This is a genomic window from Flavobacterium sp. (assembly GCF_031409475.1).
Lineage (GTDB): Bacteria > Bacteroidota > Bacteroidia > Flavobacteriales > Flavobacteriaceae > Flavobacterium.
On record NZ_JANNXH010000029.1, the window covers coordinates 114,845 to 138,602 of the forward strand.

The following is a 23,758-nucleotide window of genomic DNA, read 5'->3' on the forward strand; positions in this document are numbered from 1 at the left end:
ATTAAACGCTGATGCTGATACTAATTCTTTACTTTTTTGTGGTTGTAGTTGTCATTCAACTAACTTATTATCTTGCTTTTTTTGGAAAATTTGCTTTCGCCAAAGCGCAAAAAATAACACCAAAGCGTATTCCAATATCCGTAATTGTTTGTGCCAAAAACGAAGAAGAAAATGTAGCCAAATTTATTCCGTTACTTGCCGAACAAAATTATCCTGACTTTGAAATTATATTGATTGACGATGCTTCGAGTGATACTACATTAGAAATTTTTGAAGATTTTGAAAAACAATATTCAAATGTTCGTTTGGTAAAAGTCAAAAACAACGAAGCTTTTTGGGGAAACAAAAAATACGCATTGACATTAGGAATTAAAGCGGCAAAAAAAGAGTATTTATTATTTACTGATGCCGATTGTTATCCAACTTCTAAAGAATGGATTACGGCGATGAGTTCCCAGTTTACGATGCAAAAAACCATTGTTTTGGGTTATGGTAAATACGAGAAAATACCCAATTCTTTTCTGAATAAAATCATCCGTTTTGAAACCTTACTTACGGCAATTCAGTATTTTTCGTGGGCAAAAATGGGTCATCCTTATATGGGAGTTGGTCGGAATTTAGCGTATAAAAAAGAGGAGTTTTTTAAAGTAAATGGATTTATCGACCACATTCAAGTTCGTTCTGGCGATGATGATTTATTTGTAAATCAAGCTGCAACTGCAAAGAATGTTGCTATTTCATACACGCCAGAAAGCATTACCTATTCGTTACCAAAAACCACTTACAAGGATTGGATTGCACAAAAACGAAGGCATGTTGCAACCGCCAGTTATTATAAAAAGTTTGATAAATTTCAGTTGGGTGTTTTTTATAGCTCACAATTACTTTTCCTTATACTATCAATAGTATTATTAGCGTTTCAGTTTCAGTGGATCATCGTATTGAGTTTATTTGTTCTGCGGTACATTGTTGCATGGATAATTGTAGGATTTTCGGCAGGAAAACTTCAAGAAAAAGATTTACGTTTCTGGTTTCCTGTTGTCGAATTAGTACTTATCTTCACACAAATAAATATCTTTATCACAAATAATTTTTCGAAACCTGTACATTGGAAATAATCAAACATATAGAAAAAGCTAAAAAAGGCGATCAAGTTGCCTTCACTTTTTTATTGGATTATTATTGGAATGAAGTCTATGGTTTCATGCTAAAACGCACCGAAAACGAAACCAATGCCGAAGATATCACCATCGAAACTTTCTCAAAAGCATTTGATAAAATTGCAACCTACAATTCTGAATTTCAGTTTAATACTTGGTTGATTGCTATTGCAAAAAATGTTCACATCGATTTATTACGAAAAAACAAATCAAGTCTTTTTGTAGAAATCACTGATGACGAAGATCAGCAAGCCTACAATATTGCGGACACGACTCCATCTGCCGAAGATGAATTAATTATTGAACAAAACCTTTCCCGATTATTACAATTCATCAAAGAGCTCAAACCACATTATCAGGAAGTGATTCAACTGCGCTATTTTCAGGAGTTGAGTTATCAAGAAATTGCCAACAAAATTGGTGAACCGTTGAGTAATGTAAAAATAAAACTACTTCGTGCCAAGAAATTATTGGCCGAAATCATTCAGGACAATCGTTGATTTGGTTGAAAAAAACAACCGAAATTTACGCGCACGTTAGTACAAAAAGGGTGCGACAAGTAAAAAGTTCCTTTGATGATTTGTAAAGAATTATTTATATATTTGAGAAACAAATAAAGTTTGATGTTTATCATATCTATCTACCCCAATTTGGGTGGCTTTGTAGGATTTTGTCAGACCTATAAACGAGTTGGCAGTAATTTAACCGAAAATCGTAGTGGAAACAAAAGATTTAATATACATCGATTGGAATTTATTTTCGATTCTAAAAGAGCCAAAATTAGAAACGCACCTCATATTGGATAAATTTCTTAAAAAAAACGCCGATAAAATAACGATAGTTTATTCTGACGCACATCTAGGAGATTTAAGTAAAACGTCTAATACGTCATTAAGAAATAATGACTTGGAATATCTCTCAAAAAAAACCAAAGATTTAACGATTGTAAAATATTTTGGAAGAGATTATGTTGATGTTGAAAGAAGAAATCCAAGAGAGTTTTATAATCAAAATGTTTATGATAATTCAGATTCTGTGCTAATTCAGTTTCAAATTGCAGTAAAACATATTACAGATAATTGGGGAAAAATTAGAGATGGAATTATTCAAAATCATTTCAAAACTGATCCGAAGAACATTTGCAATTTTTCACCAATACAACTCGACGAACTAATTAAAATGATTGGATTAACTAATTCTCTTCAAGAGTTTATCGAGTATGGATTAAATCTACGAGGCGATACAAAAAACAATCCTTTAACACATATTGACTATTATATGACTGCATATATGAATTTAGATTTAATAAGTTTTTATCCAGATGCTATGAATGAAAATCAAGGTTTTGACAATTTATTAAATGACTCAAAACATTCCGCTTATGGTTCAATTTGTAAAGCATTTATAACAAATGATAATAAATGTTATCTAAAATCGAAATTCCTATTTGAATATTACGGAAGCAAATCAAAATTAATTAAAACCTGTAAAGTTAAAAATGTAGCAGATTTAGAAAATTCTTTAAACGAAATAATAAAATAAACTACTGCCAACAGCGGTTTGCAAAAATTGGGGTTTTGGTCTTGAATTTACACATTGTTTTGTACTTTTGTGGTCAGTGATTTACTGAAAGCTCAGGCTAACCAAATCCCCAACTTCTGCAAGCCACGAGACGTTGTGTGTCAGCAATGCGCGACGGAAAAAAATACCGAAAACCAAAATAATTTAGAAAAATTTGTTTCCTAATTAAGAAACTTATATCTTTGATAAAAAATGAATGAAGCCAAAATTTAAAGTTGAATTTTTAGACGAAGCAGTCGAATTTATAGAAAGTCTTGATGAGAAGACAAAAGCGAAAATTTATTACAACATAAAATTATCGCAATATAAAAATGACAACGAATTGTTTAAAAAACTAACTGACAATATTTGGGAATTCAGAACTTTGTACAATAAAACGTATTATAGATTTTTTGCTTTTTGGGACAAAACGAGTAAACAAGAAACTTTAGTTATTTCAACTCACGGAATTGAAAAGAAAACTGGAAAAGTGCCGAAAAATGAAATTCTGAAAGCCGAAAATTTAAGAACTATTTATTTTGAACAATAAAATCGAAGAAAATGGAAAATAGAAAATTGAAAACAACAAGTTTAGACGTTCTAATTGACAAACATATTGGAAAAGTTGGAACTGAAAAAAGAGATGCGTTTGAATATGAATTGCAGCTAGATATTATTGGCGAAACGATAAAAAGCATAAGAAAAGAAAGGAATTTAACGCAAGAACAACTTGGAGAATTAGTTGGCGTAAAAAAAGCGCAGATTTCAAAAATTGAGAATAGTTTAACTGATGCAAGATTTGAAACTATTCTGAAAGTATTCAAAGCACTAAACGCAAAAGTGAATTTCAATGTAGAATTAATGAACCAAAATTTAGTGATAAATTAAAATTGAAATTTTGCCGAACGCACAACAGCGGTTTGCAAGATTGCGGGTTTTGGGCTTAATTTAAAGTTGGTTTTGTATCTTTGAATTCAGTGTTTAACCAAAAGTTTCGGCTTCTTTAGTCCGCAACCTCGACAAGCGCCAGAACGCTAAATACCTGAATCTTAAAAAATATTTAGGACTACTCGCCATTTTTTGAATAATATCCCCAGAATACCCCATAACAATAGACTCCTATCCTACTTGTTAAAATAAATAAAAAATAATCAACTTCTTATATACTAAAATTCTTGTTATTTACGTTGTTTTATAAAACCCCGTAAACGTATGATTTGACTAATACTTAACCATTAAATCCAATGAATTATGTCAAAATCAAGTATTTACGAAACCAACTGGATTAATCTAGTTTTCGAAAACAGAAACCAAGAATACGGTGCGTATCAGTTACGTCAAGAAAGTTCAAGAACAACGATGTTGTCGTTTTTTATGGGGATGTTATTAATTGTCTCCTTGAGCGGAATTTATAAAATATCGAGTCTTTTAGCAACACAAGCAGATATTAATACAATCGAAACAATTGATGAGCCACTTATAATTGCAGATTATGTTGTTGAACCTATAATAAGAACCAAAACTCCATTACCGCAAAATCAAGCCAGACCGTTACAAGAACCCAATGTGTTATTACCAATGGTAGTTTCAGCAACTCCAGATGTAATTGTTGATGTTCCTAGAAATCAAGATGTAACTGAAAATCAAGCTCTCAATTCAGGAAATGGTGAGGCAAATGTGACAAGTACAACAGGCAGTTCACCAGAAGTTACAACTTTACCCATTGATTATGGAACTACTGTTGTAGCTACATCAGCATTAGACAAACTTCCTGAGTTTCCGGGTGGAATTAATAAATTCTACAACTTTGTTGGCAATAATTTTGAAAAACCAGAAATAGAAAATACCACTACCATGCGTATTTTAGTTTCCTTTGTAGTCGAAAAAGATGGCAGCATGACTGATATTCAAGTGAAAAGAGATCCTGGTTATGGTTTAGGAAAAGAAGCCATTAGGGTTTTAAAATCGTTGAAAACTAAATGGGTTCCTGGAATGATTGGTTCAAAACCGGTGCGGACTTCTTATAGTTTGCCAATTACGGTTCAAATGGATTAATTTTAAACAAAACATTCCGTTAGTTTTAGCTAACGGAATGTTTTTTATCACAAAAAAATACTATTTCTTCTTTTTTATAGTAGTTTTTACGGCAGCTTTATTATTTATTTTTTGTTGAATATATGGCTTGTATAGTCCATCACTTTCAGCTCTTTTTCTAGCATTTACTGCTCTTTCTCTAGAATCAGGGTGTGAACTCATCATTCTATCCAGAAATGTAGCTTGCGATCCTTCACTCATTTTTGCTAAAATAGAAAAAGCAGATTCGACTGCATTTACATTGTATTCGCTTTTTTTCATAAAATCGTAAGCAAAATTATCGGCTTCAGATTCCTGTTTTCTGCTGTGCTTACTATCAATCATTGAACTGCTTATTTTCCCTAATTGGCTATCTGTTACCGTTGCTACAGAGGTGGATTGAGATGCCGCAGCATCAATTAATGCTTCTTTTTTAAAGGCTGCTTTCATAGCATCTCTAGAATCATGATTTACTACATGTCCTATTTCATGCCCTATAACTACTAGCAATTCGTTATCGTCCATAATATCCATTAAACCCGTAAAAACGCGCACACTTCCATCGGCAGTTGCAAATGCATTTACTTCTTTTAGTATATAAATTTTATAGTTAATCGCAAATCCATAACCGCTGGCATGTTTCCCAAAAATTCTATTTAACCTCAAAGTATATGGATCTTTTGGACCAGCAATGACATGCTCTTTATCCATTTTATCGACGGCAGCTTTTGATAATGCTGCTGCATCGGCATCACTAAAAGTAAATCCCGTTATTCCTTTTTGAACAGCACCTAAAGCTTTTTCACCAAAATTAATTTGCGCATTGGTTTTTGATAAACCAAAAAACAGTGCGAAGGCAATGAGTAGAATAGATTTTTTTTTCATTTTTATTTTTTTTAATTTACAAATGTACTATTATTTGAATTCTATTTGAACAATAATTATACCAAAAAGAATTAGAAATTATCTTGCTAATCCCAATTTCTAAATCACAATTACTAAACCAACTTTACTTATCTTTGTGGTTTCAAAAATTGATTTATGGAAACTGTTTTAGAGAATGTATTACCTGTAGGAAAGCCAAAATGGCTCAAAGTAAAACTCCCAATTGGTCAAAAATATACAGAATTGCGTGGTTTAGTCGATAAGTACAAACTCAACACCATTTGCGCATCTGGAAGTTGTCCAAATATGGGCGAATGTTGGGGCGAAGGCACGGCGACATTTATGATTTTAGGAAATATTTGTACCCGTTCTTGTGGTTTTTGTGGCGTAAAAACCGGAAGACCAGAAACTGTCGATTGGGATGAACCGGAAAAAGTAGCGCGTTCTATAAAAATTATGAATATCAAACACGCTGTGATTACTAGCGTTGATAGAGATGACCTCAAAGATGGCGGTTCCATAATTTGGATAGAAACCATCAAAGCCATTCGAAGAATGAACCCAACTACGACTTTAGAAACATTAATTCCAGATTTTCAAGGAATAGAAAGAAATATTGATCGAATTGTAGAAGCCAATCCCGAAGTCGTTTCGCACAATGTGGAAACTGTTAGAAGATTGACTCGTGAAGTCCGCATACAAGCAAAATACGACCGAAGTCTGGAAGTTTTGAGATACTTAAAAGAAAAAGGAATTAATAGAACCAAGTCTGGAATTATGCTTGGACTTGGCGAAATGGAAGAAGAAGTTTTTCAAACCATGAGAGATTTACGCACTGCAAATGTGGATATTGTTACCATAGGTCAATACTTACAACCCAGCAAAAAACACTTACCTGTAAAGGAATTTATAACGCCCGACCAATTTGCGGTTTACGAAAAATTTGGTTTAGAATTAGGCTTTCGACATGTAGAAAGTGGTCCACTAGTTCGCTCATCCTACAAAGCACAGAAACATATTCTTTAGAATCACGAATTACAAATTACAAATTGAAAACACGAATAGCCATAAATGGTTTTGGAAGAATAGGTCGAAATTTATTTCGACTGCTTTTAAACCACCCAACTATTGAAGTTATTGCTATAAATGATATTGCCGATACAAAAACGATGGCACATCTCATTAAATACGATAGCATTCATGGTGTTTTACCATTTGATGTTTCATGTGATGAAAATGGTATTCTGGTTGACGGAAAACATTTTTTGTTTTTTCACGAAAAAAAAATTTCTAACCTCGATTGGAAAAATTTGAATATAGATTTCACTATTGAATCTACCGGAAAATACCGAACCTTTGAGGAGATAAACGCCCACATTTTGGCTGGAGCCAAAAAAGTAATTCTATCTGCACCATCAGAAGTAGATTCTATAAAAACAGTTGTTCTAGGCGTGAACGAAAACATTCTTGACGGGACTGAAACTCTAATTTCTAATGCCAGTTGCACAACTAATAATGCAGCACCAATGATCAAAGTCATCAACGAACTTTGTGGCATTGAACAAGCCTATATCACAACGATTCATTCCTATACCACAGATCAAAGTTTACACGACCAACCGCATAAAGATTTACGTCGCGCTAGAGCTGCAAGTCAATCAATAGTACCTACAACGACTGGCGCTGCGAAAGCATTGACTAAAATTTTTCCTGAATTGCAAGGTAAAATTGGTGGTTGCGGTATTCGAGTTCCAGTGCCAAACGGTTCTTTGACCGATATTACTTTTAATGTAAAACGAGCTGTAACTATTGATGAGATAAATAAAGCTTTCAAAGATGCAGCAAATACTAATTTAAAAGGAATTCTTGAATATACCGAAGATCCTATCGTTTCAGTAGATATTATAGGTAATAAAAATTCATGTATATTTGATTCTCAACTCACATCGGTGATTGATAAAATGGTCAAAGTTGTTGGTTGGTATGATAATGAAATAGGCTATTCCTCCAGAATAATAGACCTCATTGTCAAATTAAATAGACAACATTAATTGTCTGACAAAAAAACCTTACATGAAATACTTATTAGTTTTTAGTATCCTTATCTGTTCGTTTCTGTATTCACAAACTAAAAAGAGTACTGATAGTTTACCTATTTTGAATCAGGAAAACGTTAGACTTAATGATTATGATAAAATTAAATACGACGAGCAGTTAAATGCTATTGCTGTTTTGAGCCTAGAAAACGAACAACAAGAATACGCAAATAAATACTCTAAACTCATTAGTATTCTTGCGATTGCATTAATTTCAATTTTATCTTTGCTGAGTTTATCTTTATATAAAAACAATATTATTAGAACACAATCCAATCTAGTTTTAGAAGAAAAAAATAAAGAATTACAAATCGAAAAAGACAAAGTAGAAAAAGCATCGAAAGCAAGATCCGAATTTTTATCGACCGTAAGTCATGAATTGAGAACACCTCTAAACGCAATAAATGGTATCACACATTTATTACTAGAAGAAAATCCAAAGCCATCACAAATGGAATATTTAACCTCTTTAGAGTTTTCGGGCAAATACCTTTTGACTTTTATAAATGAAATGTTAGAAATAAATCGAATTGAATCCAATACAATTGAAGCAGAAAAAATAGGTTTTAATTTAAAAAAATTAGTTGATAACATCAAAAATTCTTTAAAAGAGATTGCTACAACTAATAATAATTCATTAAATATTGACATAGATTCAAAAATTCCAGATAATTTGATTGGAGATCCTATAAAAATTTCTCAAATCTTTATGAACTTGATTTACAACGCTTTAAAATTCACAAAGAATGGAGATGTAACGGTTTTAGTCAAACAAACCGCCACACACGAAAACAAAACTTCAGTGTATTTTGAAATAAAAGATACCGGAATAGGGATTGAAGAAGGAAAACAAGACACCATTTTTGATAGTTTTTCGCAAGGTTCGGTAGAAATAAACAGAAAGTATGGCGGTACTGGATTAGGATTGACAATTGTAAAGAAATTAGTTGCCATTTTAGGTGGCGAAATTAAGCTTAAAAGTGTTTTGGGTCAAGGCTCCGTTTTTTCCTTTAATCTAGAATTTGAAGTTGATTATTCAAAACCAATGCCAATTATTATTAAACCAAAATACAATGAAAAACTTTTAATTAATAAAAAAGTTCTACTGGTTGAAGACAATAAAATCAATCAAATGATTACCAAAAAAATGCTTGAAAACAAGAAAATATCTTGCGAAATAATAGGCAATGGTGAAGATGCAGTTGAAGTAGCAAAAAAAAATTCATTCGACTTAATTCTCATGGATGTGCATTTACCCGGAATAAATGGAACTATAGCCACACAACAAATTAGAAAATTCGATAGTACAACTCCAATAATAGCAATAACCGCAATTTCATTAGAAGAAAATCGTGAAATGCTTATGTCCTTTGGGATGAATGATGTAATCACAAAACCATTTGCTCCAGAAGATTTTTATTCCGTGATATCAAAATATATTTAACCCTTTGCTAATAGTTTAAAATCAATTCTTTTATTAATATCCTAACTTTAGGTTCGGCAGTTTTTGCAGCCTCTAAAACTTCGTCATGAGTTATAGAACCAATACTATCCTCATCGCCCATATCTGTAATTACAGATAATCCAAAGGTTTCCATTTCCATGTGTCGCGCAACAATTACCTCAGGAACTGTAGACATGCCTACACAATCAGAACCAACGTTTTTTACCATAACATACTCAGCAAGTGTTTCGTATGTTGGTCCTTGTAAACCCAAATAAACACCCAATTTAACATCAATATTCAAATTTTTTGCTAAATCTTGTGCTTTTGAAATCATATTTTTCGAGTAAGGCTCACTCATATTTACAAATCTTGGACCAAAACGCTCGTCGTTAGTGCCACGCAATGGATGTTCTGGCATCATGTTCACTTGGTCTTTTATAATCATGATATCACCCACTTTAAAATTTGGATTTACTCCACCAGACGCATTAGAAACTATTAATTTTTCGACACCAATATATTTCATTACCCGAACCGGAAAAGTCACTTCTTGCATTGAATATCCTTCATAATAATGAAATCTTCCTTGCATTGCAACCACTTTTTTTGTGCCAATTGTCCCAAAAACCAATGCACCTTTGTGTCCTTGAACTGTTGAAACTGGAAAATTTGGAATTTCACTGTAGGGCAAAGTGAATTCTATTTTTATATCGTCTGTAAAACTTCCCAATCCTGAACCTAAAATCACACCATATTCTGGAGTGAAACGGGTTTTTTCTTTAATAAAACTAACGGTTTCTTGTACTTGTTCCCACATAATTCATAATGGTTTTATCAAAATTTTCATCATCAACAATTAATGAACTTCGAATGGGTAAATAGAAAAGCTGTTCACTCGGGATACTGCCTTTTAATCTAACGAAATCTTTTTCGGTGGTAATGATAATCTTGTTTTGTGATTTATTATTAATTTCTAATAGGTCATTTTCTGTAAAATGATGATGGTCAGGATAAGTCAAACAAACATCATTTATGTTATGCAAATATGCAAAAAAGGGTTCAGGTTTTGCAATTCCTGCCAATAGTAATTTATCAACAGGCATTATTTCACTCACTTTTATAGACGTATTTTCAGAATAAATAGATTCATCATAATCAATGTAGGAAAAATATAATTCTTGATTGAAGTCGAGATTTAATTTGGATTTAATATTGTTTTGCTTTTCGGGCGAAAGAGTAGTTGGGCATTTTGTTACAATAATTAGGTTTGCTCTTCTTGCTCCGCTCCTGCTTTCACGTAAATTTCCTGTGGGCATCATCCAATCATCTGAATATAAATCACCATAAGTAGTCAATAAAATATAAAAACCTGCTTTTACTTTCCGGTGCTGAAAAGCGTCATCGAGCAAGATAACCTCTGGTTTTTCGGTTTCGGATAGGAGTTTTTCAATACCGTTTTTTCTGTCAGTATCAACGGCAACCTTTATGTTCGGGAATTTCAAAAAAAACTGATACGGTTCGTCTCCAAGCATTGCAGCACTAGAACTAGAATTAGCTAAAACGAAACCTTTGGACTTTCTTTTATAACCACGACTCAACGTCGCTATTTTATAATTAGGCGATAGCAACCGAATTAAATACTCAATTTGCGGAGTTTTTCCGGTGCCACCAACGCTCAAATTGCCAACTGCAATAATAGGAATATCAAAAGAATAGGATTTTAGAATGCCTTTATCAAAAAGAAAATTCCGAATACTGGTAATGAATCCATACAAAATGGCAAAAGGAAAGAGGATTTTTCGAAGTAAATTCATAATACGAAAGTATAATATTTTATCTTTGGAATATAATTCTAATACAGATTTCATAGAATTTTAAGTGAAAATCTGTAAAATCAATATTTCTATGAAAATAAAAGAAATACTTTCAATCCTCGAAGAAATGGCACCACTCGCTTATGCCGAAGATTTTGACAATGTAGGTTTATTGGTTGGCAACCAAGACTGGGAAGCGACAGGAATTCTTGTTTGTCACGATGCTTTAGAAAGCGTAATTGACGAAGCGATTGCAAAAAACTGCAATCTGGTCGTTTGTTTTCATCCCATTATATTTTCTGGATTAAAGAAAATCACGGCTAAAAACTATGTCGAACGTTCTGTTATAAAAGCTATAAAAAGCGATATCGCAATTTATGCCGTTCACACCGCACTCGATAATCATCCTGATGGTGTGAACAAAATATTTTGTGATGCGCTTGGTCTAACAAATACCAAGATTTTAGTACCAAAACAAAATTCCATCCGAAAATTAGAAACCTATACCATTCGAGAAAATGCTGATATCGTTCGGACTGCTTTGTTTGAAGCCGGTGCAGGAAGCATTGGAAATTATGATAAATGCAGCTTCAACTCCGAAGGAACTTTTACCTATCAAGGTAACGAAAACAGCAATCCTGTAGTGGGTGAGAGAGGTGTTTTATCCATTGGAGACGAAACAAAAATTGAAGTAGTTTTTGAAAAACATTTAGAATCCAAAATCCTCAAAGCTCTTTTTAAAGCGCACATTTATGAAGAAGTCGCTTATGAAATTTATGATTTACAAAATAATTATCAAAAAATAGGTTTGGGAATGATTGGTGAATTGCAAGTTCCAATGGACGAAAGCGATTTTCTGAATTTTGTGAAAGAAAAAATGCAATGTGAAGGTATTCGCCACAGTTCTTTTTTGGATAAACCAATAAAAAAAGTTGCCGTACTTGGCGGTTCAGGAAGTTTCGCTATAAAAAACGCAATTCAGTCAGGAGCAGACGCTTTTTTGACGGCAGATTTAAAGTACCATCAATTTTATGAAGCTGAAAATCAGTTGATTTTGGCCGATATTGGACATTTTGAAAGCGAACGTTATACAAAAAATTATATTGTTGATTTTCTTCGGAAAAAAATCCTTAATTTTGCACCTTCCTTGTCGGCAGGCAGGATCGTTTTATCAGAAGAAAATACAAATCCAGTTAAGTACTTATAGAATATGGCTACTACAAAAGAATTGAGTGTTGAGGACAAATTAAGAGCAATCTACGATTTACAATTAATCGATACTAGAATTGACGAAATTAGAAATGTAAGAGGCGAACTTCCTCTTGAAGTGGAAGATCTAGAAGATGAAGTTGCGGGATTAAGCACACGTTCAGAAAAATTAAAAAATGATCTTGAAGTTATCGAAGAACTAATCAAGTCAAAGAAAAATGCAATTGACGACCATAAAGAAGCAGTCAAAAAATATACTAAACAACAAGATAGTGTACGCAACAATAGAGAATTCAACTCTTTGACTAAAGAAGTAGAGTTTCAGGAATTAGAAATTCAATTGGCCGAGAAGCAAATCAAAGAAATGAAAGCTTCTATGGAACACAAGAAAGAAGTGATTTCAAATTCTAAAGAAAAATTAGAAACAAAATCAAATCATCTAAAGCACAAGAAATCAGAATTAGATGCTATAATGTCCGAAACTCAAAAAGAAGAAGCATTCTTGACCGATAAATCCGCTGAATACGAAGCGCTTATAGAAGAGCGATTGCTTACTGCATACAAACGAATTAGAGGAAGTGTTCGCAACGGATTAGCAGTTGTTTCTATCGAAAGAGGCGCATCTGCAGGTTCATTTTTTACAATTCCGCCACAAACACAAGTCGAAATTGCTGCTAGAAAAAAAATCATAACCGATGAACATTCTGGAAGAATTTTAGTAGATAGTCTTTTGGCAAGTGAAGAAAAGGAAAAGATGGAAAAACTTTTTTCTAAATTCTAAAATTATTTAAGCCTCGAAAATTTCGAGGCTTTTTTTATTGCAATATTAAACTAGAACTAAAAAAAAATATTTTGCGGTTAAAAAAAGGAATGCGATTGCTTGTTGCAAAAACCATTGGTCAGTATATAAATATATTGAGTATTGTATATCCTAAAAAAGCATTACATCTTGCGTACAGCCTTTTTAGCCAACCCAAAAAAGGGAGAATCACTAAAGACAATCTCCCAAAAACATTACACAACATTCCAACAAAAACCTATCATGTTAACGAACATCAATTTCAAACCTATACTTGGAAAGGAAATAATACCGTAATTTTACTTGTTCATGGATGGGAAAGTAATGCCTCGCGCTGGAAAAAAACATTGCCCTATTTACTCCAATCTGGAAGTACTATTATTGCAATTGATGCTCCAGCTCATGGGCAAAGTAGCGGAGTAGAATTCAATGTACCACTCTACACAACATTCATAAACAAAGTGGTTGAAGAACAAAAACCTGCTATAATTATAGGTCATTCCATTGGTGGCGCAGCTTGTGTCTATCATCAATATTTATTCCCTGAAACGAGCATTAAAAAAATGGTGGTTCTAGGAGCACCGTCAGATTTAAAAACACTTGTTGATAATTACATTCAATTGTTAAGTTTAAATGCAAAAATGTTCAAACTTATGGAAGGACGATTTTTAAAAAAATTTAATTTTACGTTTGATGCTTTTTCAGCAAAAATATTTGCTACAAAAATCACTATTCCAGGAATTATTGCACACGACACAACCGATAAAGTAGTTGCATTCGAAGAAGGCCAAAAAATTGCAAGTTCATGGAAAAATGGTCGTTTGATAGAAACAGTTGGATTAGGACATTCTATGCATGATGAAGCTTTATACAAAGAAATATATTCGTTTTTGTTTGAAAAATAGACTCCTTTAAATTTTGACTTTTACTTAAAATCTATAAAGTCTAAAAAAAGTTTACTTTTGCCTTATGGAAGAAAATCTAAAACGTCTTAATAAATTCATAGGAGAAACTGGATTTTGCTCCCGTCGTGAAGCCGATAAAATCATCGAAGAAGGTCGCGTAACCATTAACGGAATTGTACCCGAGTTGGGAACCAAAGTTTCGCCTGACGATGAAGTACGCATAGATGGCAAACTCATTCGGGAGAAAAATGAGAAACCAGTGTATCTCGCTTTCAATAAACCTGTGGGAATTGAATGTACTACTAACTTGGACGTTCGCAATAATATTGTAGATTACATCAATTATCCCAAACGTATTTTCCCCATTGGGCGATTAGACAAAGCCAGCGAAGGTTTAATTTTCATGACTAATGATGGCGATATTGTAAACAAAATACTTCGTGCCAGAAACAACCACGAAAAAGAATATACCGTAACGGTCAATAAACTCATAACCGATAGATTCATTGAGAAAATGGGAAATGGTGTGCCAATTCTTGACACAATCACTCGAAAATGTTTGGTTGAAAAAATAAGTTCTACTACATTCAAAATCATCCTGACGCAAGGTTTAAACCGTCAAATTCGTAGAATGTGCGAGTATCTTGGTTACGAAGTTACGGCTTTGAAACGCATCCGAATCATCAATATTTCATTGGATGTTCCTGTAGGGAGATTTCGTGATTTAACTGATGCAGAAATTAAGGAACTCAACGCACTCATTGAACCTTCGAGCAAAACCGAAGAGGCGAGTTTACCAAAAAACGAACCTGCAAAAAGAAGAACCGAATTCATCAAAAAAGACGATCCTCGATTTAAGAAAAGAGGCGATTATTAATTTATTTTCAAAAAACACTTGCTAATTAAATAATTCAATTATCTTTAATGTCCTCAAATCTTTGATTTTCAACGTATTCTATTTTAATTAATTTAATATTTTAAAAACAAACATTATGAGAAAACATGTAATTATGTTGTCACTTCTGACAATTTTCATTTTAGGCTGCAGCCAAAATGAAGAAAGAACCGTAACTGAACCAGTAAATTCAGTACTAACCCAAGCTGCTTTTAAGAAACAAGTTGAAAGTCTAACTACAAACGTAGCCTTTAAGAAAGCTATTTCCGATCGTTTGAACACATCAAACCTTAAAACTAATAATCAAGACAATGGTGCATTAGTAGTTCAGAATAATCTTGGCTTAATCTTTAGTTTTTTTGGAAATGGAAAAATAATTTTTGTAGGATCCTCTGAAATCGGGACACTTAAAATTTTACCTAATGGATTAGCCCATTTTCAAGTCAAAACAAATGGTCCAAACTGTGTTATTTTTGATACAAATTGGAATTTACTATATTCTAATGCTAATGAATGTAATGAAGTAAGAACAGGGGATTTTTTCTGCAATATAATTTCTGCCTATGAAAAATTTGACTTAACTTTTGGTGGAGAAATTCTTTCATATTATTATCCCACTGAACTTCAATCGTCTTCTGTCCTTAAAATGAATACTACTATAAATAATGCTTTCCCAGTTTATGATGTTGTTGGGGATTGGATTAGATGTACGGATGCTACAGAAGAAAAAAACATTAATGTTCAATATGTAAATGTTGGAAATAGTAATGCAAATCCAGTTGTACAAGTGATTATAGACTAAATACTACTTCTTTTTTTAGTTTGAATTATTTAAAATAAATCTAACTAAAATACAAAACCCAAGATTCTCATCTTGGGTTTTGTATTTATTCTTTCATTCTTATTATTTTCATTTCTCGTGCCAAAAGTGTGTTTTTCAATAACATGGCAATGGTCATTGGTCCAACGCCACCTGGAACAGGAGTTATAAAACTTGCTTTTTTACTTACGTTTACAAAATCAACATCGCCTGTAATCACGTATCCTTTTTCATTTGATTCGTCTGCAACGCGAGTGATTCCTACGTCTATTACAACTGCGCCATCTTTTACCATTTCGGCTTTTAGATAATTAGGTACGCCAAGAGCGGTGATGATAATATCGGCTTGTGTAGTGATTTGTGCAATGTTTTTAGTATAACTGTGTGTCAAGGTAACCGTTGAATTTCCAGGAAAACCTTTTCGCCCCATTAAAATACTCATTGGTCGACCCACAATATGGCTGCGACCAATAACTACTGTGTGTTTTCCCTGTGTCTCTACACCATAACGTTCTAACAATTCTAAAATTCCAAAAGGAGTTGCAGGTATAAAAGTACTCATATCCAAAGCCATTTTTCCAAAGTTTTCTGGATGAAACCCATCTACATCTTTACTTGGATTTACAGCCATTAATACTTTTTGCTCGTCAATTTGTTCGGGAAGAGGCAATTGAACAATGAATCCGTCAATGTTTTCATCTTCGTTTAACTCTTTTATTTTTTTCAACAACTCGGTTTCAGAGGTTGTACTTGGCAATTTTACTAAAGTAGATTCAAAACCAACTCTTTCGCAGGCTTTTACTTTACTGCCTACATAGGTTAAACTCGCACCATCATTACCTACAATTACAGCAGCTAAATGCGGTACTTTTTCCCCATTGCTTTTCATTATTTGTACTTGGGCAGCAATTTCTGCTTTGATATCTTCAGCTGTTTTTTTTCCGTCTAGTAGTTGCATTCTTTTTAATTTAAAGGTTTAAAGTTTAAAAGTTTAAAGTTGTTGTGTAACTCCAAAATCAAAACTAAAAAGGGGTTGTATTATATTATGCCTGAATAATTACTTGAGCATATTTTGTTGCATTCCGCCCATCATTTTCATCATGTTTTTTCCTCCCGGACCTTGCATCATTTTCATCATTTTACTCATTTGCTCAAATTGTTTCATCAATTGATTGACTTGTTCAATTTTTGTTCCAGAACCTTTAGCAATTCTTGCTTTACGTTTCACATCAATTATTGCGGGTTTGCTTCGCTCTTTTGGTGTCATCGAATGGATAATGGCCTCTATAGATTTGAATGCATCGTCTTTTATTTCTACATCTTTCATTGCTTTTGTCGCTCCAGGTATCATTCCTACTAGGTCTTTCATGTTACCCATTTTTTTCACTTGTTGAATTTGAGATAAGAAATCGTCAAATCCAAACTCATTTTTGGCGATTTTCTTTTGGATTTTTCTGGCTTCTTCTTCGTCATATTGTTCTTGGGCTCTTTCTACCAAGGACACTACATCTCCCATTCCCAGAATACGTTCGGCCATACGAATTGGATAAAACACATCGATTGCATCCATTTTCTCTCCTGTACCAACAAATTTTATGGGTTTATTTACCACAGATTTTATAGAAATCGCCGCACCACCTCGAGTATCACCGTCTAATTTAGTTAAAATAACACCATCAAAATTTAGAATATCGTTGAATGCTTTTGCTGTATTTACAGCATCTTGCCCAGTCATTGCATCTACAACAAATAGTGTTTCCTGTGGCTGAATGGCTTTGTGCACATTAGCAATTTCGGTCATCATTGCTTCATCAACAGCAAGACGTCCAGCTGTATCGACGATTACTACATTGAAACCGTTTGCTTTTGCATGTTTTATGGCGTTTTGAGCAATTTCGACAGGGTTTTTATTTTCAGGTTCGGAATAAACCTCAACTCCTATAGAATCTCCAACTACATACAATTGCTGAATAGCCGCTGGACGATAAATATCACAAGCTACTAAAAGAGGTTTTTTATTTTTTTTATTTAAAAGATAATTAGCCAGTTTTCCTGAAAAAGTAGTTTTTCCTGAACCTTGCAATCCTGCCATTAAAATTACGGTTGGATTTCCTGAAAGGTTCATTCCTGCAACGTCTCCTCCCATTAATTCGGTCAGCTCGTCTTTTACTAACTTTACTAATAATTGTCCTGGTTGAAGCGTGGTTAACACGTTTTGACCTATAGCTTTTTCTTTTACTCTAGTGGTAAAATCTTTGGCAATTTTAAAATTCACATCGGCATCAAGTAAAGCGCGACGGACTTCTTTTAAGGTTTCGGCAACGTTTATTTCGGTGATTTTTCCGTGCCCTTTTAGTATATGAAAGGCTTTGTCTAATTTATCGCTTAAATTATCGAACATGATTCTAATTTTCTTTTATTGAGTTGCAAATATAAACTAATTAGACAACTAGACAATTAGATAATTAGAATATTGGCAAGTCATTTTCAACTTTACAATAACAAAAAAACGACCTGATATTGAAGCCGTTTTTATAATTTATAAATTACATCCTTTCTGGAACATCGATTCCTAATAATCCAAATGCTAGTTTTATAGTTTCAGCCACTTTCTTGGACAATTGAACTCTAAATATTTTCTTTTCTAGATTTTCCTCTCCTAAAATTGGAACTGCTTGATAAAACGAATTGTATTCTCGAACCAAATCGTAGGTGTAATTTGCAACAAGAGCTGGACTGTGATTCTCTGCCGCATTTTGAATCACTTCTGGAAATAATTCGAGTTGTTTTACTAACTCTTTTTCTTTTTCGTGCAACACCTCAACTGCGCTTGGTAAGATAAAATCAAAATTGGCTTTGCGCAAAATCGATTGAATTCTGGCATACGTATATTGTATAAATGGTCCTGTATTTCCTGCAAAATCTACTGATTCTTCTGGATTGAATAGGATTCGTTTTTTTGGATCTACTTTCAAAATATAATATTTCAAAGCTCCAAGACCAATTGTGTTGTACAATTTTACTTTTTCGTCTTGCGAATAACTGTCTAATTTTCCTAAATCTTCAGAAATTTTTTGAGCGGTTTCGGTCATTTCGTGCATCAAATCATCGGCATCGACAACGGTTCCTTCTCGAGATTTCATTTTCCCCGAAGGCAAATCGACCATTCCGTAGGACAAATGAAACAGGTTTTTTGACCAATCAAAACCTAACTTTTTCAATATCAAAAACAAAACTTTAAAGTGATAATCTTGCTCGTTGCCTACGGTGTAAACCATTCCGCCCACGTCAGGAAAATCTTTTACACGCTGAATCGCTGTTCCAATATCTTGTGTCATGTACACCGCAGTTCCGTCTGAGCGCAATACGATTTTACGATCTAAACCTTCATCCGTCAAGTCGATCCAAACTGAACCGTCTGCTTCCTTTTCGAAAACGCCTCTTTCCAGACCTATTTGCACCACATCTTTACCTAATAAATAGGTATTGCTTTCGTAATAAAATTTATCAAAATTTACGCCTAAATTTTTATACGAAACTGCAAAACCTTCGTAAACCCATTGGTTCATTGTGTTCCAAAGCTCGATTATATCTGGTTTTCCAGCTTCCCAATCTTGCAACATTTCTTGCGCTTCGAGAATTATTGGGGCTTGCTTTTTGGCTTCGTCTTCGGTTTTACCTTGACTAATTAATTGGGCAATTTCTTCTTTATACGCTTTATCGAATGCTACATAATAATTCCCGACTAATTTGTCTCCTTTTAATCCTGTAGATTCTGGCGTTTCTCCATTTCCAAATTTTTGCCAAGCGAGCATTGACTTGCAAATATGTATTCCTCTATCGTTTATAATTTGGGTTTTACAGACTTTTTTGCCCGAAGCTTTGATGATTTCAGCAACCGAATAGCCTAAAAGATTATTGCGAACATGTCCTAAATGCAACGGTTTATTAGTATTAGGCGATGAATATTCGACCAATATTGCCGAATCATTTTCAGTTGAAGTAACAAAACCAAATTTATCAACATCTTTAATTTTGTTGAAAAAATTCAAATAATATGCATCCGAAACAACAACATTCAAAAAGCCAGAAACGACGTTAAAACGGTTGACTTCGGGAACATTTTCGACTAAATAGTTGCCTAATTTATTTCCTAATTCTACTGGATTACTTTTAACCACTTTCAATAACGGAAAAATGACCAATGTGATATCGCCATCAAATTCCTTTCTTGTAGATTGAAATTCTAACTTGTCAATAGCAACTCCAAATAATTCGTGGATAGCTTTTTCTATTGAAGGTTTTAGCAATTGAGATAATGTCATTTTTAATTTGTTTTTAAGCGTGCAAATATAGTCATAATCAAGGAAATTTAAAATTGGATAAGCAGATAATTTACAAGTAATTATGTGGTATTTACATTTTTAAAATAATTTTTTATTTGAAAAAGTGTAACAATTTTAACTTTTAAAAGTCTAGTAAGTAGATTTTATAGAAGAAATAGCGGATTGTTTTTAGAATTTGAAGTATTTCTTTGTTTGAAATTTAAAAATTTATTGAATCATCAATCAAAATTAAATTACCATGAAATTTAAACTTATTGTCCTTTTTGTACTTGGAACTGTGTTTTCGATACAAGCAAAAAACACGACAGAACCTGCTCCAGCTAAAACAGGAATTATCCAAGGAAAGGTAATTGATAAAAAAACAAATGAGCCACTTTCGTATGTAAACATTGTTGTAAAAAATGAAAACAAGGTTGTAACTGGTGGAATAACTTTAGAAAACGGGACTTTTACAATAAAAAATTTAGAACTAAAAAACTACACTGTTGAAATTCAATTTATAGGATATAAAACTACAACTAGGGAGATTTTGCTGTCAGAATCCAATAAAACTATAAATCTAAATACAATTTCATTAGAAGAAGACAGCACGCAACTTGCCGAAGTAGAAGTTGTAAATGAGCGCACAACCATTGAACAAAAAATTGATAGAAAAGTTATTAATATAGGGAAAGATTTAATTTCGTCTGGAGCAACAGCTTCGGAGATTATGAATAACATTCCATCAGTAAGTGTTGACCCACAGACCAATGCAATTAGCTTAAGAGGAAACTCTAATGTTCGAATATTAATTGATGGAAAGCCTACTACCATTGAAGCTTCGCAATTATTACAACAAATTCCGTCTTCGTCTATCAAACAAATCGAATTGATTACAAATCCTTCGGCAAAATACAACCCTGAAGGAATGAGTGGAATTATAAATATTGTACTGAATAAAAACAGTAAAATAGGTTTCAACGGAAGTGTTAACAACGGAGTAACCTTTGGAATAACGCCTAAATTAAATTCTTCGTTCGATATGAATTATCGTACCGGAAAGATTAATATCTATGGTAATTATGGTTTTAATACTGGCATACAAGCAAATAAGGGGTTTGTAAATACCTTAGAAACGGGTGAAGAAAATTTTCAAAATTTTAAGTTTAAAAACAACAATACATCCCATTTAGCAAAAGTAGGTTTTGATTATTATTTGAATGAAAAGAACACGGTTTCGTTTTACACTACTCAAAATATGTTTAAAGGAACTGGTAAATCTGTAGTCACTGTAGATTATGTTGATCCTTTAGAAATAGATGCCTTACAACTCTTTGATAATAAAAATGATAATGACTCTCAAACCTACAATTTTGATTATAAATTAGACTTTAAAAAAGAAGGGCATAATCTAGAGTTAGAGTACAATTATAGTAGTAACGACAATATCGAAGATTCGGTATTTAACATTCCTTCAACAAATTATATTACAACTAAAGGAAAAAACACCTTACTCAATTTAGATTACACCAACCCATTATCCAAAACAACGAAACTGGAGTTGGGTTTAGAAAGCAGAATAGAAAATACAGAGAATGATTTTCAATTGAACAATGCTTACAATTCGAATTTTGATTACGAAAGAGAAATTTATTCCGCCTATGCCACATTCTCTAAGCAATGGGGAAAATGGAGTGCACAAGCCGGAACGCGTTTTGAAAAATACAATGCCAAGGCTTTGTTCAAAAAAGTAAGCGAAACTGATGCTACTTTTGAGGATGATTTATTTACACTGTATCCATCTGGTTTTATTAATTACACACCAAGCGAAAAAAACTCTTTCAATTTGAGTGTTTCAAGACGTGTTGACCGTCCAAGTTTAGGACAAGTAAACCCAATACGAGAATGGAGTACGCCACAAATTGATTCAGAAGGAAATCCAAATTTATTTCCACAGTTTACAAATTCATACGAGTTGAATTACACCCGAAAAACAAAAATTGGTTCAATAACAACTGGTGTTTTTTATAGAAAAATTAACGATGAAATTACAAGAGTGGTATTCGAAAATCCAACCAATCCCGAAAAAATTATTTTGTCTTATGACAACTTCGATGACAATAACGCTTATGGATTTGAGATTTCTGGAAATTTGCAATTCAATAAATGGTTTAGCTCCAATGTGAGTTTAGATGCTTACCACAAAAAAATAAATGGAATTGTAGCAAATGAACCTGTTTCGATTACTGTTACTACATTTAATACTCGCGTTAGCAACACATTCAAAGCAAACAAAAATTTACGTTTTCAATTATTTGCAATGTACAGCGGACGTGATTTAGGCTTGCAATTTTTGAGAGAACCAATGTGGAAAATAGATTTTGGATCAAGTCTAACAGTTCTAAAAGGAAGTGGAACAATAACGGCTCGCGTAAGTGATATTTTCAACACCATGAATTTTGCTTTTGAAGGCGACAAACCTAAAAAAAGTGTAGGACAATTTAATTGGGAAAGTCAATCTGCTTATGTTGGGTTTAACTATCGTTTTGGAGCTGGAAAAAACAAAGCCATTCAAAGAAAACAACGTGATAAAAACACCACACAAGGAAGTGGTGGTATTATTTAAAAATAGTTTTAAAATTTGTTTTAAAAAAGAAGAAAACCCAGAGTATGCCAACTCTGGGTTTTTTGATAAAAAATAACATTGTTAAATCAAAAATTTACCATTTAATAATAACACTTCCCCATGTAAAACCACTTCCAAAAGCAGCCAAAACAACAGTGTATCCCGTTTTTATTTTTCCTTGTTCCCAAGCTTCAGTCAAAGCGATTGGGATAGAAGCAGCTGTAGTGTTTCCGTATTTTTGAATGTTATTGAAAACTTGATCGTCACGTAAGCCAAACTTCTTTTGAATAAACTGTGAAATTCTCAAATTTGCTTGATGCGGAATCAGCATATCAATATCCGAAACTTGTAAATTATTGGCTTGCAATCCTTCGTTTATAACTTCGCTGAAACGAACTACCGCATTTTTAAACACAAATTGACCGTTCATGTACGGAAAATAACTTTCATCATCTGGATTATTATCGGCAAGAATGTCAGTAACCCAACGGCTTCCCATTCCTGGAGAATTTACATATAATTCCTCTGCATGTTGCCCTTCGGAATGCAAGTGAGTGGATAAAATTCCTTTGGTTAAATCCTCTTCTCTACTTACAATAGCTGCTCCTGCACCATCCCCAAAAATTACAGAAACACCACGACCACGTGAAGTCATGTCTAATCCTGTTGATTGCAATTCAGAACCTATAACCAAAATATTCTTGTACATTCCCGTTTTGATATACTGATCTGCAACCGATAACGCATATACAAATCCGGAACACTGATTTCTTACATCCAATGCGCCAACGGTTTTTATACCCAAATCACGTTGTACTAAAACGCCTGGACCAGGAAAATAGTAATCTGGACTTAATGTAGCAAAAACGATAAAATCAATATCATCTTTTGAAATTCCCGCACGTTCAATGGCTATTTTTGCTGCTTTTACTCCCATTGTTGTGGTTGTATCATCGCCACGAATAATATGTCGTCGTTCTTGAATACCTGTTCGTTCCTGAATCCATTCGTCATTAGTGTCAATAATTTTTGACAAATCATCATTGGTTACTACGTTTTCAGGAACATAATGTCCTAAACCTGCTATTTTTGAATGGTACATATATTTTGTATTTATTATAATTTGGAATGCTAATTTAAACAT

The 23,758-nt window shown here is 33.2% G+C and carries 22 protein-coding genes; 15 read left to right on the forward strand and 7 right to left on the reverse strand.

What is annotated here, in order from left to right:
* Window positions 1-11 precede the first annotated feature (11 nt).
* The 6 genes from RMO53_RS06030 (at window position 12) to RMO53_RS06055 (ending at window position 4,775) form a co-directional block, all read left to right on the forward strand.
* Complete coding sequence (locus tag RMO53_RS06030) at window positions 12-1,118, forward strand: glycosyltransferase (RefSeq protein WP_310378964.1); 1,107 nt, start codon at window positions 12-14, stop codon at window positions 1,116-1,118.
* A complete protein-coding gene (locus RMO53_RS06035) occupies window positions 1,109-1,660 on the forward strand; it encodes a sigma-70 family RNA polymerase sigma factor (RefSeq protein WP_310378966.1) in 552 nt (183 codons plus the stop codon). Before RMO53_RS06030 ends, RMO53_RS06035 begins: the two co-directional genes overlap by 10 nt.
* Before the next feature lie 217 nt (window positions 1,661-1,877).
* On the forward strand, window positions 1,878-2,702 hold the full coding sequence (locus tag RMO53_RS06040) for a hypothetical protein (protein WP_310378968.1): 825 nt from the start codon (window positions 1,878-1,880) through the stop codon (window positions 2,700-2,702).
* Between the two features lie 235 nt (window positions 2,703-2,937).
* Window positions 2,938-3,270 carry a type II toxin-antitoxin system RelE/ParE family toxin gene (locus tag RMO53_RS06045; RefSeq protein ID WP_310378971.1) on the forward strand — a complete coding sequence of 111 codons (333 nt, stop codon included), beginning with the start codon at window positions 2,938-2,940 and terminating at the stop codon, window positions 3,268-3,270.
* Between the two features lie 11 nt (window positions 3,271-3,281).
* The gene (locus RMO53_RS06050; protein ID WP_310378973.1) at window positions 3,282-3,608 is read left to right on the forward strand and encodes a helix-turn-helix transcriptional regulator; all 327 of its coding nucleotides are present in this window, start codon (window positions 3,282-3,284) and stop codon (window positions 3,606-3,608) included.
* Window positions 3,609-3,971: 363 nt separating this feature from the next.
* Window positions 3,972-4,775, forward strand: coding sequence for an energy transducer TonB (locus RMO53_RS06055; protein ID WP_310378974.1), 804 nt, complete (start codon window positions 3,972-3,974; stop codon window positions 4,773-4,775).
* A gap of 60 nt (window positions 4,776-4,835) precedes the next feature.
* On the opposite strand, the gene RMO53_RS06060 is transcribed toward RMO53_RS06055, so the two are convergent.
* A complete protein-coding gene (locus RMO53_RS06060; RefSeq protein ID WP_310378975.1) occupies window positions 4,836-5,678 on the reverse strand; it encodes a M48 family metalloprotease in 843 nt (280 codons plus the stop codon).
* A 156-nt stretch (window positions 5,679-5,834) separates the two neighbouring features.
* Here RMO53_RS06060 and lipA point away from each other — a divergent pair, with 156 nt between their 5' ends.
* Genes lipA through RMO53_RS06075 form a run of 3 tightly spaced genes read left to right on the forward strand, consistent with a single transcriptional unit; the run spans window position 5,835 to window position 9,218 of the window.
* Window positions 5,835-6,704, forward strand: coding sequence for a lipoyl synthase (gene lipA / locus RMO53_RS06065; RefSeq protein ID WP_310378976.1), 870 nt, complete (start codon window positions 5,835-5,837; stop codon window positions 6,702-6,704).
* Window positions 6,705-6,727: 23 nt separating this feature from the next.
* Window positions 6,728-7,729 carry a type I glyceraldehyde-3-phosphate dehydrogenase gene (gene gap, locus RMO53_RS06070; protein WP_310378979.1) on the forward strand — a complete coding sequence of 334 codons (1,002 nt, stop codon included), beginning with the start codon at window positions 6,728-6,730 and terminating at the stop codon, window positions 7,727-7,729.
* A 22-nt stretch (window positions 7,730-7,751) separates the two neighbouring features.
* Window positions 7,752-9,218 (forward strand): response regulator, encoded by a 1,467-nt coding sequence (locus tag RMO53_RS06075; RefSeq protein ID WP_310378981.1) that lies wholly within the window; start codon window positions 7,752-7,754, stop codon window positions 9,216-9,218.
* A gap of 7 nt (window positions 9,219-9,225) precedes the next feature.
* Here RMO53_RS06075 and RMO53_RS06080 read toward each other — a convergent pair whose 3' ends face one another.
* Complete coding sequence (locus tag RMO53_RS06080) at window positions 9,226-10,038, reverse strand: purine-nucleoside phosphorylase (protein WP_310378983.1); 813 nt, start codon at window positions 10,036-10,038, stop codon at window positions 9,226-9,228.
* Complete coding sequence (gene lpxK, locus RMO53_RS06085; RefSeq protein WP_310379017.1) at window positions 10,010-11,035, reverse strand: tetraacyldisaccharide 4'-kinase; 1,026 nt, start codon at window positions 11,033-11,035, stop codon at window positions 10,010-10,012. The genes RMO53_RS06080 and lpxK overlap by 29 nt, the downstream gene beginning before the upstream one ends.
* 91 nt (window positions 11,036-11,126) lie before the next feature.
* Between lpxK and RMO53_RS06090 the strand changes: the two genes are divergently transcribed.
* The 5 genes from RMO53_RS06090 (at window position 11,127) to RMO53_RS06110 (ending at window position 15,645) form a co-directional block, all read left to right on the forward strand.
* On the forward strand, window positions 11,127-12,242 hold the full coding sequence (locus tag RMO53_RS06090) for a Nif3-like dinuclear metal center hexameric protein (RefSeq protein ID WP_310378985.1): 1,116 nt from the start codon (window positions 11,127-11,129) through the stop codon (window positions 12,240-12,242).
* Window positions 12,243-12,245: 3 nt separating this feature from the next.
* A complete protein-coding gene (locus RMO53_RS06095) occupies window positions 12,246-13,025 on the forward strand; it encodes a C4-type zinc ribbon domain-containing protein (RefSeq protein WP_310378987.1) in 780 nt (259 codons plus the stop codon).
* Between the two features lie 71 nt (window positions 13,026-13,096).
* A complete protein-coding gene (locus RMO53_RS06100) occupies window positions 13,097-13,948 on the forward strand; it encodes an alpha/beta hydrolase (RefSeq protein WP_310378988.1) in 852 nt (283 codons plus the stop codon).
* 64 nt (window positions 13,949-14,012) lie between these two features.
* Window positions 14,013-14,825, forward strand: coding sequence for a 23S rRNA pseudouridine(2604) synthase RluF (gene rluF, locus RMO53_RS06105; RefSeq protein WP_310378990.1), 813 nt, complete (start codon window positions 14,013-14,015; stop codon window positions 14,823-14,825).
* Between the two features lie 115 nt (window positions 14,826-14,940).
* Window positions 14,941-15,645, forward strand: coding sequence for a hypothetical protein (locus RMO53_RS06110; RefSeq protein WP_310378992.1), 705 nt, complete (start codon window positions 14,941-14,943; stop codon window positions 15,643-15,645).
* An 85-nt stretch (window positions 15,646-15,730) separates the two neighbouring features.
* Here RMO53_RS06110 and RMO53_RS06115 read toward each other — a convergent pair whose 3' ends face one another.
* The 3 genes from RMO53_RS06115 to argS form a co-directional block, all read right to left on the reverse strand.
* Window positions 15,731-16,621, reverse strand: a complete 891-nt coding sequence (locus RMO53_RS06115; RefSeq protein WP_310378994.1) for a tetrahydrofolate dehydrogenase/cyclohydrolase catalytic domain-containing protein — start codon at window positions 16,619-16,621, stop codon at window positions 15,731-15,733.
* Between the two features lie 99 nt (window positions 16,622-16,720).
* Entirely contained in the window at window positions 16,721-18,064 is a 1,344-nt protein-coding gene (gene ffh / locus RMO53_RS06120) for a signal recognition particle protein (protein WP_310378995.1), read from the reverse strand.
* Window positions 18,065-18,209: 145 nt separating this feature from the next.
* Complete coding sequence (gene argS, locus RMO53_RS06125; RefSeq protein WP_310378997.1) at window positions 18,210-19,988, reverse strand: arginine--tRNA ligase; 1,779 nt, start codon at window positions 19,986-19,988, stop codon at window positions 18,210-18,212.
* A gap of 259 nt (window positions 19,989-20,247) precedes the next feature.
* Here argS and RMO53_RS06130 point away from each other — a divergent pair, with 259 nt between their 5' ends.
* The gene (locus RMO53_RS06130; protein WP_310378999.1) at window positions 20,248-22,614 is read left to right on the forward strand and encodes a TonB-dependent receptor domain-containing protein; all 2,367 of its coding nucleotides are present in this window, start codon (window positions 20,248-20,250) and stop codon (window positions 22,612-22,614) included.
* 94 nt (window positions 22,615-22,708) lie between these two features.
* Here the strand turns inward: RMO53_RS06130 and RMO53_RS06135 are convergent, their stop codons facing one another.
* On the reverse strand, window positions 22,709-23,716 hold the full coding sequence (locus RMO53_RS06135; RefSeq protein ID WP_310379001.1) for a beta-ketoacyl-ACP synthase III: 1,008 nt from the start codon (window positions 23,714-23,716) through the stop codon (window positions 22,709-22,711).
* Window positions 23,717-23,758 lie beyond the last annotated feature (42 nt).